General features: G+C 42.3%; 20 protein-coding genes, 2 tRNA genes and 2 pseudogenes. 18 read left to right on the top strand and 6 right to left on the bottom strand.

The window, feature by feature from the left end; genetic code table 11:
* Nucleotides 1-85 precede the first annotated feature (85 nt).
* The 3 genes and pseudogenes from JCM16161_RS02890 to JCM16161_RS14500 all read left to right on the top strand — a co-directional run bounded on the left by JCM16161_RS02890 (nt 86) and on the right by JCM16161_RS14500 (nt 1792).
* Nucleotides 86-454, top strand: a complete 369-nt coding sequence (locus tag JCM16161_RS02890) for a cupin domain-containing protein (RefSeq protein ID WP_054854938.1) — start codon at nt 86-88, stop codon at nt 452-454.
* A gap of 125 nt (nt 455-579) precedes the next feature.
* On the top strand, nt 580-1161 hold the full coding sequence (locus JCM16161_RS14505) for an aminotransferase class I/II-fold pyridoxal phosphate-dependent enzyme (RefSeq protein WP_243668853.1): 582 nt from the start codon (nt 580-582) through the stop codon (nt 1159-1161).
* Nucleotides 1158-1792: pseudogene (locus JCM16161_RS14500) on the top strand (aminotransferase class I/II-fold pyridoxal phosphate-dependent enzyme). Before JCM16161_RS14505 ends, JCM16161_RS14500 begins: the two are co-directional and overlap by 4 nt.
* A gap of 12 nt (nt 1793-1804) precedes the next feature.
* Here JCM16161_RS14500 and JCM16161_RS02880 read toward each other — a convergent pair.
* Nucleotides 1805-2284: a hypothetical protein gene (locus JCM16161_RS02880; protein WP_054854937.1), complete on the bottom strand. Its 480-nt coding sequence runs from the start codon at nt 2282-2284 to the stop codon at nt 1805-1807.
* A 365-nt stretch (nt 2285-2649) separates the two neighbouring features.
* Between JCM16161_RS02880 and JCM16161_RS02875 the strand changes: the two genes are divergently transcribed.
* Complete coding sequence (locus JCM16161_RS02875) at nt 2650-3537, top strand: hypothetical protein (protein ID WP_243668851.1); 888 nt, start codon at nt 2650-2652, stop codon at nt 3535-3537.
* Between the two features lie 197 nt (nt 3538-3734).
* On the opposite strand, the gene JCM16161_RS02870 is transcribed toward JCM16161_RS02875, so the two are convergent.
* Nucleotides 3735-3846 (bottom strand) — tRNA-Lys (locus JCM16161_RS02870).
* A gap of 106 nt (nt 3847-3952) precedes the next feature.
* Here JCM16161_RS02870 and JCM16161_RS02865 point away from each other — a divergent pair.
* From JCM16161_RS02865 to JCM16161_RS14465, 9 genes are all read left to right on the top strand, one after another.
* A complete protein-coding gene (locus tag JCM16161_RS02865) occupies nt 3953-5020 on the top strand; it encodes a phospholipase D-like domain-containing protein (RefSeq protein WP_054854936.1) in 1068 nt (355 codons plus the stop codon).
* A 59-nt stretch (nt 5021-5079) separates the two neighbouring features.
* Nucleotides 5080-5177 (top strand) — tRNA-Met (locus tag JCM16161_RS14495).
* Nucleotides 5178-5414: 237 nt separating this feature from the next.
* Nucleotides 5415-5813 carry a LysE family transporter gene (locus JCM16161_RS02860; RefSeq protein ID WP_243668849.1) on the top strand — a complete coding sequence of 133 codons (399 nt, stop codon included), beginning with the start codon at nt 5415-5417 and terminating at the stop codon, nt 5811-5813.
* Nucleotides 5810-6010 carry a hypothetical protein gene (locus tag JCM16161_RS14490; protein ID WP_243668846.1) on the top strand — a complete coding sequence of 67 codons (201 nt, stop codon included), beginning with the start codon at nt 5810-5812 and terminating at the stop codon, nt 6008-6010. The genes JCM16161_RS02860 and JCM16161_RS14490 overlap by 4 nt, the downstream gene beginning before the upstream one ends.
* 36 nt (nt 6011-6046) lie before the next feature.
* Complete coding sequence (locus tag JCM16161_RS14485) at nt 6047-6196, top strand: hypothetical protein (protein ID WP_243668844.1); 150 nt, start codon at nt 6047-6049, stop codon at nt 6194-6196.
* A gap of 8 nt (nt 6197-6204) precedes the next feature.
* Entirely contained in the window at nt 6205-6363 is a 159-nt protein-coding gene (locus tag JCM16161_RS14480; protein ID WP_243668843.1) for a hypothetical protein, read from the top strand.
* Nucleotides 6354-6623, top strand: coding sequence for a hypothetical protein (locus JCM16161_RS14475; protein WP_243668841.1), 270 nt, complete (start codon nt 6354-6356; stop codon nt 6621-6623). The genes JCM16161_RS14480 and JCM16161_RS14475 overlap by 10 nt, the downstream gene beginning before the upstream one ends.
* Nucleotides 6551-7546, top strand: coding sequence for a type II secretion system F family protein (locus JCM16161_RS14470; RefSeq protein ID WP_243668839.1), 996 nt, complete (start codon nt 6551-6553; stop codon nt 7544-7546). Before JCM16161_RS14475 ends, JCM16161_RS14470 begins: the two co-directional genes overlap by 73 nt.
* A gap of 5 nt (nt 7547-7551) precedes the next feature.
* Nucleotides 7552-7809 carry a hypothetical protein gene (locus JCM16161_RS14465; RefSeq protein WP_243668837.1) on the top strand — a complete coding sequence of 86 codons (258 nt, stop codon included), beginning with the start codon at nt 7552-7554 and terminating at the stop codon, nt 7807-7809.
* A gap of 65 nt (nt 7810-7874) precedes the next feature.
* Here the strand turns inward: JCM16161_RS14465 and JCM16161_RS02850 are convergent, their stop codons facing one another.
* From JCM16161_RS02850 to JCM16161_RS02835, 4 genes are all read right to left on the bottom strand, one after another.
* Entirely contained in the window at nt 7875-8708 is an 834-nt protein-coding gene (locus JCM16161_RS02850) for an AAA family ATPase (protein WP_054854935.1), read from the bottom strand.
* A 95-nt stretch (nt 8709-8803) separates the two neighbouring features.
* Nucleotides 8804-9052, bottom strand: a complete 249-nt coding sequence (locus JCM16161_RS02845; RefSeq protein ID WP_054854934.1) for a hypothetical protein — start codon at nt 9050-9052, stop codon at nt 8804-8806.
* Nucleotides 9053-9101: 49 nt separating this feature from the next.
* Nucleotides 9102-9755 (bottom strand): ribonuclease HII, encoded by a 654-nt coding sequence (gene rnhB, locus JCM16161_RS02840; protein WP_054854933.1) that lies wholly within the window; start codon nt 9753-9755, stop codon nt 9102-9104.
* Nucleotides 9730-10458: a hypothetical protein gene (locus tag JCM16161_RS02835; protein WP_054854932.1), complete on the bottom strand. Its 729-nt coding sequence runs from the start codon at nt 10456-10458 to the stop codon at nt 9730-9732. The genes rnhB and JCM16161_RS02835 overlap by 26 nt, the downstream gene beginning before the upstream one ends.
* A 199-nt stretch (nt 10459-10657) precedes the next feature.
* Here JCM16161_RS02835 and JCM16161_RS02830 point away from each other — a divergent pair, with 199 nt between their 5' ends.
* The 5 genes and pseudogenes from JCM16161_RS02830 to JCM16161_RS02820 all read left to right on the top strand — a co-directional run bounded on the left by JCM16161_RS02830 (nt 10658) and on the right by JCM16161_RS02820 (nt 13838).
* Entirely contained in the window at nt 10658-11902 is a 1245-nt protein-coding gene (locus JCM16161_RS02830) for a transglutaminase-like domain-containing protein (protein ID WP_054854931.1), read from the top strand.
* A gap of 44 nt (nt 11903-11946) precedes the next feature.
* A complete protein-coding gene (locus tag JCM16161_RS14460) occupies nt 11947-12186 on the top strand; it encodes a hypothetical protein (protein WP_243668835.1) in 240 nt (79 codons plus the stop codon).
* A pseudogene (locus JCM16161_RS14455) lies at nt 12171-12745 on the top strand (AAA family ATPase). The gene JCM16161_RS14460 and the pseudogene JCM16161_RS14455 overlap by 16 nt, the downstream one beginning before the upstream one ends.
* Entirely contained in the window at nt 12724-12888 is a 165-nt protein-coding gene (locus JCM16161_RS14450; protein ID WP_243668833.1) for a hypothetical protein, read from the top strand. Before JCM16161_RS14455 ends, JCM16161_RS14450 begins: the two are co-directional and overlap by 22 nt.
* On the top strand, nt 12885-13838 hold the full coding sequence (locus JCM16161_RS02820) for a DUF58 domain-containing protein (RefSeq protein ID WP_243668831.1): 954 nt from the start codon (nt 12885-12887) through the stop codon (nt 13836-13838). The genes JCM16161_RS14450 and JCM16161_RS02820 overlap by 4 nt, the downstream gene beginning before the upstream one ends.
* Nucleotides 13839-13960: the final 122 nt, after the last annotated feature.

Genomic DNA, 13960 nt, shown 5'->3' with positions numbered 1-13960 from the left:
AGAATACAGTAGGTACTATGCATTTGTACGGCGAGTGCCAATGTGACAGTACTGTTTAATTACTCTTATTGTTAATTAATTAATCGTGATTGTTGGTAATATAAATAATGTACCGCTTGAGGACGTTTCAAAAATACTAAGGGGAACGAGGGGCTTTTACGTTCAGTGGTTAATAACTAAGGATCATGGATCTAAGTATGCGGTTAGGAGGTTCATAGTTAGGCCTGGCGGTATTATGCCTCTGCATAATCATAAGTATACTGAGGCTGTTGTGATACTTAAGGGAAGGCTCAGGGTTAGAATTGATAGTAAGGTCTATGAGCTTGGTCCGGGTGATTTCTTCTTTACGGGCCCGTACGAGCCCCATGCGATTGAGAATGTTGGTAATGATGAGGCTGAGTTCATATGCGTGATTTCCTATGAGGATGACATGTCGTTAAAACCACTGGAGTGATTGAATAGTTTTGAACTTTATTCTTACTGCCCATGTTCAAAACCGCATGTTATATAGTAGTAATTAGTGTGATGTAGATTATTTGTTGAAAAATAGTTATTAAGAGGCTATTGTAATGCCAATTGATGAATCCAATTAATGATTACCTAAAGGACACGGTTAAGGAGTTGCAGGGGGAGAAGGCCTTCACGTATTTGGCAAAGGCGCGTGAGGTTGCTGAGAGGAGGGGTGTTAAGGTTATATCATTTGGTATTGGCCAGCCTGATATACCGACGTTTGATAACATAGTGAATGCGGCAAAGAGGGCACTTGATGAGAGGTTCACTGGGTATACGGAGACGGAGGGCATAAGGGAGCTTAGGGAGGCCATTGCTGATTACCTTAATTACAGGTACCACGCTGGCGTTAGGCCTGACGAGGTCATTGTGACCACAGGGACTAAGACGGCCATTTTCTTAGCCATAGCGGCCTATATAAGGCCAGGCGACGAGGTGATAATACCGGACCCAACATACCCGGCCTATCCTGAGCTGACGAAGTTCTTTGGCGGTAAGCCCATCTACGTCTCCATGAAGTTCAATCCAGAGGAGGGGTTTAGACTCGATTTAGAGAACATGGAGAATTCAATAACTCCGAGGACCAAGGCCATCGTGATAAACAATCCGCACAATCCAACAGGCGCCATCTTTAGGCTGAGGAGGTTATGAAGCTCCTTGAGATCGCTAAGGACTATAAATTACTGGTTATTGTTGATGAGATATATGATAACTTCGTCTATGAGCCAGGGGCCTTCAAGAGCGTTCTAGAGCTTGAGCCTGAGTGGAGGAATTATGTGCTCTATACCAATGGCTTCAGCAAAACGTTCTCAATGACTGGTTGGAGACTCGGTTATTTAGTGGCAAGTAGGGAGGTTATTGAGCCGATAAGGAGATTGGCGGCTAACACGTATAGTTGCCCACCAAGTATTGCGCAGAAGGCCGGCGTTGAGGCCTTAGGAATGAGGCATCTTGGAGGAGTTCCAGGACTATGATCGAGTTGTTCAGGAGGAGGAGGGATGTGATGTATGAGGAATTGAGTAAAATACCGGGCATTGAGGTTTGGAGGAGTACGGGTGCCTTCTATATGTATCCAAGGGTTAAGAAGATACTTGATAAATTGGGAATGGATGTCGAGAGATTTGCTGATTGGCTTCTTGAGAATTATGGCGTCGTTGTACTGCCTGGAACAGCCTTCTCAGAAACTAACATGGGTAGGGAATATGTGAGACTGAGCTTTGCACTTGATGAGAAGTTGATTAGGGAGGGCATGGAGAGGATTAGAAAGGCTGTTGAGGGTTAGGGTTTAAATCAGTCAGCATGATAATAAATCGGAGACTTGTTCCGTAGACACTACCTTAAGGCTTCTCATTATGTCATTGATTACTCTCAGCGTTAAATCGTCACTGGGGCTACTCGCCTTACTTCTCATCTCAACGGCGTATTTACATGGATTGTCTATGAAATCCTCATTACCATAACTCATCAATAACTCCCTCCTAACTCCCCTGCATATTATCCGCACGAGGATATCACCACCCTCCTTATTACGAACGACGTTATTATATATGGATGAGTACTTCGTATAAACCTCAAACCTAACCTGAACATAGTTACCTGGGCCTCGGAAAATCGGCCCATCAACTATTAACGAGTTGAGCAACCCATCATTATTTATAATAAACTCAACCGTCAACTCAAGCTCATGGAACCAAAAATGAACAATCAAGCAATCAAATACCCCTGAATACCTCGAGCATTTAATTCCACCTTCTATACAATCCTCAATATTCACGTGATAATACCCATCCAAACTCTTATTTAATATTAATTACTTCGCACGATACTTTACAAACAGCAAATAAATAAATAATAATAAAGATAGGACTATTCCAAAGAAAACACCGGAGAAACCTTTAAATAAAAGCAAAAATAAAGAAACGTAGAGATATATCAGGTAGGCCCACTATCGTGGGCTAAAACCAAACAATATCTCTTTTTTTCTTCCTCTTCAATATTAAGTTATGTCATTTTCTAATTATGGTGATATCATTTTACTTTCTACAAGAGAACAATTACAATATAATATAGAGATCTATAAAATCTTTATCCAGAATATACTAAAAAGATTTAAATGCATCCTCAGCAACAAACCATCGTATGAGTTTTGTTGAGGTTAGTCTTGGGGATGTTGTTGGGATTATTAAGGAGCTAAGGATGCTCAGGGATTCGATTAGAAATAGGATCACTATTAAGGTTCCTAGGGATTACGTCATTGGTAATGTGGATGTTTTAGCTAGGCCGATGTTTACTGATGGTTTTGTTGTCTCGTTTAGGGTTGGTCAGCGTGAGTATAGGGTTTGGTGGTCGAGTATTGAGGAATCGTTGAGTGGTAGGGGTGGTGATTGGGGTGATTATAGGATTGTGACTGGCAAGGAGCCTTACATCGAGTTTTTGAATCCTGATGGTAGTACTGCGGCTAAGGTCAGGGTTAATGAGGAGTTGATAAGCAGGTTGGATAGTACGTTAAATGCTGCGTTCCTGCTTAGTGTCGTGGATTGGTTCATTGAGGATGATGTTAGGAGTATCGCTAATATAACCAATGTTTTCATGCCGGAGGATTACTCGGAGTTAAGGTATATTAGCGACTTTGTGGAGTCTGTGCATTCAAAGCTGAGTGAGCTGAATATCATTAGGGAGCTTGAGGATGGAGTCAGGAGGATAGAGCTCGAGTGCCACATGAATAATCATAGGAATAGGGAGATAGTCGACGTAATACCACTCGGTAAGTACTACCTATGTCCAGACTGCCTAAGGAGAGCCGAGAAGTACGTTGATGACGTGCTTAATAGATGGAAGGACGTAAAGATAAGGGTATCACTCGAGGCATGGCAAGGACTACAAAAAAAGCATAGAGCAAACAAAGGAAATAATACAAGCAATAACAAAATCTATATAATAAAAATTACAGGTAAAAATAATCTTAAAGCATTTACTAAATTACAATCTTCATTTTTACGGTCACTCCATACGGCATTGAGCAATTAAAGATCATAACACCTGAAGCAACTTAAGAAATAAAGATTCTATCATAAGTCAATACCTCTGAAGATTAATTAAACGCCTCACCATAAACTCCACCTAAGGCTCATGGACCTGGCAAGAACACGAATGGAATAATGAAATTTCAATTTCCCTCAACCTACAAACAATAAAACAACAAACACAAACATCAACAACCCGTGTGGCGGGCCCGGTGGGATTCGAACCCACGACCTACGGGTTAAGAGCATCGGCGGATCGGTAGGTGCTGGGCTTACCGACCACCGCCGCTCTACCTGGCTGAGCTACGGGCCCATTGCGATTGGTTTTTCTCTGATTTAAAAGCATTTTTCTAGGGTCTTCGTAGTATTGCGTATTTTTAGTATTGTACTTAAATGACTAATTGGGAAATTACGTTTTAATGAGGTCTGCTTTAATTATCGTGTTAATTACTATCACGTTATTATCCATGAATGCCCATGCGCAGGGTTGGTTTGTTGCCGTAAACTCGAGTCAAGTATCAATTGTTGTTTCACCAATAAACTCAACATACATACTCAATGTGATTGGCGAAGCAAGGTGTTGCGTGTATGCTGAGGTTTATGAGTTGACATACCAACCCCTGGTTAATGAGTTGGTAAGCTTGGCTCAGAGGGGTGTTGAGGTTTACGTGGTTTTATCCGGCAATGTCTATGGTGGGATTCCCGAGGAGGAGTATTCAGCCGTTAATGAATTAATTAGTTCGGGTGTTCATGTCTCTTTTAATTATGGCTATGACTATGTGCATAGCAAGGTCTTCGTCATAGATAATGATACCGTGATTATAGGCTCAATAAACCCAACGTACTACGGCTTCGAGAGAGACCTGGGTATTGACCTCGTGATTAAGAACTCAAGTATGGCCCAGGTCTTTGCAGGAATAATACTTAATGACTACCATAATGAATCAATCACGCAGATAAACTACCCAGGCATTATTGTATCGCCCATAAACTCAGTGGAATACCTAGAGGACCTACTCAGTCAGCCGGGTACCCTTTACATTGCTATGGAGGAGCTTTATCCATCCTCAGGTATGTACAGCCTAATACTGACACACAGTGATAGGCTTGTACTCGTTGGGCAGCATACCGAGAATGAAGAGGCAGTCAATGAGTTAGGCGCGGTGATGGTTAGTGACCTAACGGCAAAGGCAATAGTCGTTGGCGACTACGTGTACGTGGGCAGTGTAAACCTCGATTATAACTCACTAAACGACAATAGGGAACTCGGAATAATAATCAAGAACCCACAGATAGCCCAGGAAATAACTACAATAATACAACAATGGTACAACGAAAATAAACCACAAAACCAACAAGCGACAACACAAATAAGCTATGCAGCACCAATTCAAGACATACTCCTACTAATACTACTAATACTAATCATGTACATACTAAGATACACACTAAGACCAAAAAGACGAAGAAAAATACCAAGGCTATAACCCTGAATAAAATGGCCATAGAAAAACACTTTTAAACCGGAGAATGTGAGGACCATACAGCGGGGGTAGCTTAGCCCGGCTAGAGCGCCCTGGGGCGTTAGCCCCGCGTATGGCTCATAACCGGGAGGTCCCGGGTTCAAATCCCGCCCCCGCACCAGGAATAAATTATTTGTGATGATTATTGTTTTTATTAGACCCGTGGGCCTTGGGCGGAGCTATTTGGTCTCGTCATCGCCTTTAATTGTTCTATTTCTTTAGTTCTGTGTAGTGCTGCTAACTCAATCAATGGATTCAGCCGGTCAAGCATTCTTCATTATCTGTCGGGTTTATCCTCATCATCTTTGATTTAAAATTTATGCGTAATTTTTAATTTTAGGCGTTGGTAAGTTTCGTAATGTTTCAACAGATTTATGATTTTGTGATTGGGATGGTCTTTGGGTTTCTCCTTGCTGTTCCTCCAGGGCCTATGAACGCGTTAATTGCTGCCGAGGCTACGCGTTCGCCAATTCATGGTACTAGTGTTGGTCTTGGGGCTATGTCCGCAGATGGTATTCTCATGGTTATTACGTACTTCTTCTCCAGGGTCTTGGGTCACTACGTGTATTATCTTTACTTCGTTGGCTTTGCAGTAATGATGTACTTAGCAATATCAATACTTAGGTCCACCTTCTCACCTAAGAGTTCCAGCGGTAATAGATCTCCATTCCTTAATTACTTCGTGGGAATTTCCGTGGGTTTGACAAATCCTTATCAAGTTTTTTTTGGTGGTTTACGGCGGGTTTATCATTCATGAGCATTTTCGGTATTTTTAGTGTGGCTGGTTTATTTACGGCCATTCTCATTTGGGTCTTTGTGTTTCCTTACGCTGTCTATGTTGGTAAGGTTTATGGTGGTTCTAGGGTTGATTTTGCCATTAAGCTTGTCTCGGCATTAGGTATAATGGCGTTTGCTGTTTATATAATCATTCGTGCACTGCTTTACTTCGTGTAGAGGTAGATTTATAAAGTTGAAATTTTAGAATAGAATGTGGATTTAGACGAACTATCATTATCGGTAATGGGACCACTAATCCTTAGGCTGAGGAATACGAGAATTTACGAGAGACTAGAGAAGAGCCTTGCATCGTCATTATCGTTCACAAGCCTGAGCGTTACCTGGCGAGGGTTCTATTCATAACGACTATAATGCTTGCAATAACGGCTCCACTGGGCGTTGTCTTAATAATGCTGAATCTAAGCAATGCACTGATTTTACTTAAAATGAGACTCCTCTTTTCGACGCAGTACGGCGTTAGGGATCTCGTGCTAATAATAATGGCGTCGTCCTCATCCTCATGCCGTTAATAGTGTATGAAATGATGATTGGGATGCCTAGGATAACGGCAAGTGACCTAGCCTTTAAGGTAGACACGGAACTTCCCTTCTTCGTTGCCTATGTATCGGCGATAACCAACTCAGGCCTTTCCGTGTTCAGGGCTGTGGAGAGAATTGCCGAGGCAAAAATACTTGAGGTCATGGGTAGGGTGGCCAGGTGGGCTACATTAGGTTTAAGGTTTTTGGTGAGGACCCACTTACTGCATTATCCAACGTATCCTCAGTTATAGAGAGTAGGTCGCTTAGGGAGTTCATTAGTGGCTACATAACCACGGTTAGGACCGGTGGTGATGTTGTTCACTACATAAACACTAGGCTCCATGATATTGTTAGCAATGCAATTGAGCGTATGAATAGGGCGGCGGAGTTCCTCGGCATGCTCATGGAGAGTTACATAGGTTCAGCAGCAATACTCCTAATTGGCCTAGACGTGCTTTACCTGGCCCAGGCCGTAACACCCTTCGGTAATAGGTACGCAGCTTTCATGCAGGCAATAAACTCAAACTACATGTTTGGATTGTTCGTCGTGCCAGCAATATCAATAGCCTTCATATACCTTGGTGAGGTATCGGCCTTTAGGTCACCATACACTGATTATAGGCCTTATAAGTGGGCTGGTGCCTCGATAGCCGTGGCTGCGGTGCTTGGTGTGCTTGAGTACACAATGCTCTTTCATAGGGATTTAAGTAATAGAATTTACATTCATGGTTTACCAATTCCTCTGGATTTCACGATAGTTTTTGGGCTCACCCTCGCCCTATCCTTCGTACCAACCGCAATATATTCAATGAAGGTTGTTGGTGAGAGGTGGGAAATTGATAGGGAATACGCGGAGTTCCTTAGGGATGTGACTGAATTAAGGAAGAGTGGCTTCACTCCGGAGAAGACGTTTGAGACATTAAGATATACCAGGAGATATGGCGCCTTTGATAAGTATCTCGATATCATGGTTAGACAAATCAGGTATGGCGTGCCAATTAGGGAGGTCTTATCATCAATAATGCCTAAACTGCATAGTTACTACTCGAAGGTCTTCACATTCCTACTCACCGAGACGATAGACCTTGGTGGTGCTTCGCCGCAGGTCCTCGACATGCTCGCGAGCTTCGCATCATCGATAGTTAGCGTTCAGGAGAACATGAGGCCAGGTTAAGGCCCTTGAGGTATGTTCCGTACATAGGCGCCGTCATACTAATAGTCACGTTAGTAGTCCTAATATTCTCGGTTGTTGCCATAGTCACCAGGGTAGGTCCCGGCGGAGTCGCCACTGGTGGACCAACCTCTAACCCATTAATTAATTTACTAGCTACCTCCTTCTCCTTCACAATAACAATAGATTCCTTCATCATGGGATTGATAGCTGGCAAACTCGGTGAGGGCGAGTTATCCCTTGGGTTTAGGCATGCGTGGTATTGACATTAATGGTTGTCCTCGTCTACGCGATGTCCCCATTCCTAGCGAATGCGCTATTTGGTGCCATGTCAACACCATCGACAAGCGTGCCCTACTAAACTAGCCTGGCGGTGCTGCTCCATTAAGTAATCTATGTACTTAAAAATTGAGTCGAGAGCCGGTGACTCATAAAATGATAACTTAAGACTCTCTATCTCCAGCGCCTGCCTAACTATTGGGAATAACTCATCGTAAGGAATCACGTGCGGCTCAATACCAACTATATCCCTGAGGAGTTTCGTCCATGGATAACCGCTCAGGGCATCCACAGGATACTTAACATTTAGCATATTCAATATTGGCTTTAATAACTTATTACTTGCCTTTAAATCACGTATTAGATTAACCACGTTACCAACGGCCTTTAAACTACTGTGGTCAGGTATGGCGATTAATATGGCGTTAGTGCTGACCTCAAGCAGTGTTATTAATGTGTCGTAGGACAATCCAAGGGCTGGTGTATCGATTATCACGTACAGCGGCGAAATAGCCTCCACAGCATTTAGCAAGCCCCTGAGTAGGTACCTATCAATCCTAACCTGGCTTGGGTATTGACTAAGGGATGCCGTGAAGACCAGTTTAAAGGTATCACCATCAATTTGCCAAGTCTTCACATAAAATGTGGAGAGGGGGTCAGGGATCTTACCCATGAAATAATCAGCCAATGTGTACGGCATTTGCTCATTAACATTACCAAGCATTAACAGGGTTGCTGTGCCGCTATCAAGGCCGAGGTCTATGAGAACGACAGGATACTGAGTCTTGCTCCTCAATTCGTAGGCTAGTATTACGGCCATGTTTACGGCTATCGTGGTCTTGCCCGTGCCGCCCTTCGTACCACTCGTTATTAATATCGTCTTCACAGAATCACCAATTACATAATGTTTATTGAATTAGTAAATAAAAATTACCAAAGTTGATAATCAAAAGACGTATGTAAAGTCTAGCGTTGAGTTGGTCACCTCTTCGGTTTCCTAAGCGGCCTTCTCTTTATGTCGTCAGGACTTGGCTTATTACTCTCCATCTCCAGCTTTACCAGGAGGTTCTCAATATCCCTATTTATCATTAGTATGCCCAGGATGTTGAGTAGGAACCCTATTACGAAGAATGATGAGGAGGTTAGTACATTACCTGCGATTGAGGATAGGACGAAGCCTATAACCATAAATACTAATCCGATTAATGCCACCATTAGGCTTGTCCTCATCGATAAATTAATAATTCCCTAGGTATTTATACTTAATGAGTTACGATAATCATAAGTACCTATCCAGGTTATTACTAAGTAATTTCCTCACTGTAGACCAACTCCTCCTGACAATAGGTGGTAAATCACCATGCCTCCTAATCCAATCCCTGAGGAATGTTATCGTCCTTGGATCACTTGGATAACCACTGCCGAAGTCCCCATACTCCCTATGCAGCTCCTCAATAATCGAATCCCTAACCACCTTAGCCACTATACTCGCAGCAGACACTACCGGCACCAACTTATCCGCATTATTCATAGCCACAATCTCAACATTGCCCTCAACCCCCCTCTTAACCATATCCCTAAACCTCCCGGGCTTTGGGTCAGGCGAGTCAATATACACCACCTGAGGTGATACATTACTTAACGCTCTATTGATTAATTTGGCGGCTATCTCGACTTCGAGGATGTTTAGAGCGTTCATATATACGTAATTATCGATGGTCCCGGGCTCTATGACTTCATAGTCCATGTAGTTTAATGTTGATTTAAGAATTGAAAATAAGCGAGCCCTACCAGTTGGGCTCAGCTCCTTAGAGTCTTTAACACCCATAGCCCGCAACCTATTCATATCGTCCACAACAACTATTGCCATAACCATAGGCCCAATGACGGGTCCTCTACCGGCCTCATCAATTCCTCCCACGAACATTTGCATTAAGAGCTTCCCTAATCACCTTCTTAAATTCCTCACATTTAACGGGCCTATTTCCATAAATGGCTACCTCATAGTAATTAATTAACCTATCAATAATGTCATCATTAACTTTAGAGCTTCTCATTAAGTAATTACGAATATCCCTATGGGTTAATGATGGGTCCTTAACGCCAAGTCTCCTTACGAATTTCGCGAACGACTCATTGATGCACTCCTTATCATCGTATACCTGGTACCTAAGTAATGGCATTATCAATAACAATGCAATTAGGGCTGTGGTTGCAATTAATGTAAAATCAATTATTAAATAAATAATTACATGGCTACTACGCATTTCCTCTTTCATGATGCTGACTTCATTATTTCGCGTACCAACTAATTGCTTACCATTAATTACCAATACGTTACTATTTACCACCGTGTTAATTGAGGACCCCCTCTCTAGCTGGCCTATGTGGTATGTACGTTGTCCAATTATTTCGTAATCCGTGGGATACGTAGTGACATTAATGCCTAATTGTGCGATGGCCCCATTATTGATGGTGCCTAGACTTACTGATGAGTTTATTGGCATTAACTCGGCAATATCTATCGTACCATTGGCATAGATGATACCGTCAATCAGGAGGTAATTACCGCCTATTAATCCAATACCTGTGAAGGCCGTGTATTCCTGGTTTAATAACCTCCCTGGTGATATCACTATGATTATGCCATTACTCGTGTATGTACCATTTATTATTGATACACTTATTACCGGCCAATTAACAATGTTATAGAAGCCTACGTACGTATCTCGAGTGCGTTGATTGATGAGGATAGAATAAGTAATAAAATAAGCGTAAGGAACACTGCCTTAGATACTAATGATTTATTAATTGGCATTACTAACAAGTAGTGAAATGAGTTTGTTAATAATGCTTTTGCTGCTTGAACTATTGCAGGGAAACTCATCATCCATACCCATCAATGCGTCAATAACGTATGTCGGCAGTGCATTCTCAATCACTGTGTATCAATTGTCATTTAAAAACGTCACGGGTTACATAATGGCTCCGCAGGGTGTTTACGAGGGTGTTTTTGCTGGTTTACTTAAGGTGGGGAATTTAACATATGTTGGTACGTACCATGGTTTAATAAGTCGTTCATCATTCATTGGTTCCTTCACCCCAATCATCGTTTATAAATCTGTGTCTATACCCACGGTATTAACGTCAGGTAATTACACGGGCTTTGAGGCCATTGCCCAGTCTAACGTACCTATTTACCTAAGGTACCTGGTCTTTAATGAGTATAGCAATGGAACTTTGGTAAATACGTTATCCCTAGTGGGTGTTAATACTACGAAGCCTCCATTAACTATATGGTTCAGTAATGGCCATGACTGCACCAGGTATTTGATCAATGTAACGTTTTACGATCCCATGAGTGTTGTGCCAATACCAGTTATTGTTAATACGCAGCCGCCAATATCTTACTTCGTAAGTAATGTATCAATAATAAGTGTGTATCCGCAAACGGAATTAACATTACTTGAGCCTGGAGATATCGTCGTTGCAGAATCACCAATTAGTGAGGCAAATTACACAATGTATATTTGCAGGAAGATAACTAGCCTTAGTAATCCTAACTTCCTATATGTAATTGAGTATTTAGGGTCTTCCGGTGTTGCAATATCGGGTTTGACAATTACGAAGGTATTCGGTATTAAGGGGTCAGGTAGTTCAATTGCTGTGGTTAATAGGGTATTCTACGTGCTAACAAGTGGTAAGTACAGGGTCACTACGTATTCCGTGGGTCCCAATAACCTGCTTAGTACTGGCAGGGGTTCCATCATTGACTTTACCGTGCTCGCCATGACCGTATTGAGAAATTACGGTATACCAACTAGGGTAGTCCTTGGATTTTACGGTGTTAATAATGGTAATGATATTTACGTTTTTAACTCGGAAACAAATATCCTATGGGATGAGTCGTTCATTGGTGGTTGGGTTATGTTCATGCCATACCCAACCTATGGTAAGCCGGCGATGGGCATTAGCTTAGTAAACATAACGTCCTCCGTAATTATTGGGCTGGCGCTTGTTTTGCCCTGGATAATCGGTTACTTAATATACGTGTTAATAAGCCATGTGAGGGCGCGCTGAGTTTAAAATATGCGCGCATTCTCATTGATTTTTAGGTAATAATAATGAAGGCAATAGATGTAAGGCAGATTATGGATAAATTATTGAGGGAGGTTTCTAAATCCGTGATTGGTTATGAGCTTGAGGTTAAACTCCTCTTTGCATGCCTAATCGCGGGTGGCCACGCATTAATTGAGGGTTATCCAGGTCTCGCTAAGACGACGTTAGTTAAGGCCTTTGCAAAGCCCTTGGCCTATCCTTTAGTCGCATTCAATTCACCCCAGACCTACTGCCTAGTGACATAACGGTTCTCTAATTTTCAATCCTAAAATCGGCGATTTTGAGGTTAAGTTCGGCCCTATATTTGCGAATATCGTACTTGCTGATGAGGTTAATAGGGCTCCTCCTAAGGTTCAGTCTGCCTTGCTTGAGGCTATGCAGGAGGGTCAAGTAACAATTGGTGGTAAATCGTATGAGCTACCGAAGCCCTTCATGATAATCGCCACTCAGAACCCCATCGAACTCGAAGGAACATACCCACTACCAGAGGCACAACTAGACAGATTCATGATAAGAATAAGACTAGGATACCCAAGTGAGGATATTGAGTTTAAGATTGCCGAGAATATAGACCTCGGTAATGTTAATTCAATTAATACGGTGGTGAGTAAGGAAGAGGTTGAGGCACTTCAATCTCTAATGCATTTAGTATATGTCGATCAATCGATAATTAGGTACATCGTGAATTTGATAAGGGCTACGAGGAATGCTCGAGATGTGAAGCTAGGCGCAAGCCAAGGGCTGCGCAGATACTCAGTAAGTTGGTTAGGGCCTGGGCGTTATTGGATGGTAGGGATTACGTAATACCCGATGACGTGAAAATGCTGGCGCCATACGTACTGAACCATAGAATTATTACAATAGGTGCTGATAGTACTGTATTGATTAGACAATTGCTTCAGCAGGTGCCGACGCCACTCATGGAAAGGGTGCTTCGTAGATCATGATCCGCGTAATACCAAGCAACAAATTATTGGTCATATACCTAGTACTCTCTGGCCTTACTTACATTGGATTACTGACTAATAATGCGTTCAGTACATACTTCGGCTTGATGCTCTTCATAGTATTTACGTCATATGTATTATCATGGTATCTACTGGCAATGCTAGTGGCTTTGTACTCACGATTAATCCCTGACCAAGGCAGGGCAGAGCTTACGGTGGGTTCGTCGGTAATCATTGGTGCGCGGATTTTGTCAAAAATCCCAATACGATGGGATGCGAAACTTACCCTGATTCACTCGCCTCACATTCAATCTAACGTATTAAGAGTTAGAATTAATAATGAATTCCCAATTAAATTAATGGGTAGGTGGATTGGGAGTGCCAAGGTCATTGGTGGAATAATGGAATTAAGTGATTCATTAGGGCTTTTATCGATTCAACGGCTACTCCTCTGTGATTGTGTTGAGGTTGTCATAAGGCCAGAGCGATCAAATAGTACTATTAATAGGGTGGGGGTTGGTGGCTATACAGAGCATGGCTTATCAATGGAGGGTAGGCTGGGTGATTTTAGGTCGTTATTGACGTACGACTATGAAAGGCCTGCCTCGTCAATACATTGGTTGACAAGCGCGAGGGTTAGTGAATTGATGATGATTAATAGGAGTGACTATGGTTCATGCCCCATATTCATAGTTAATGCATCATCAAGGACGCTAGTGCCACAGGATGGTAAGAGACCCATTGATGAAGCTCTGCAGTTAATAAATGACTTATCTAATTACTGCGGTGAGGTTAAGGTTATACTTATGCGTAGGGGTTATGTTGAGGAGAAAATCGTGAGTAGAGGCGCGATTCCCTACCTAGAGCGTGAGATAAGGGTGGGAATCATTAGGAGTCTGGCGAAGATGGTGTACATGTGGGTTTGCCGGGTTATTTTCGTAAGTATCTAAATGATGATGAATTACTCAGTATAGCATATATCAAGGCCCCCGCGGATGATGAGCATCAATCGAGGAATTGAATAAGATAATCAACGCCATAGGTAGTAAAAATAGAATTATTCTATTAAATT

Source organism: Vulcanisaeta sp. JCM 16161 (genome assembly GCF_001316285.1).
Note: the sequence above shows the minus strand (reverse complement) of the source record. Positions and strands in the feature narration are given on the sequence as shown.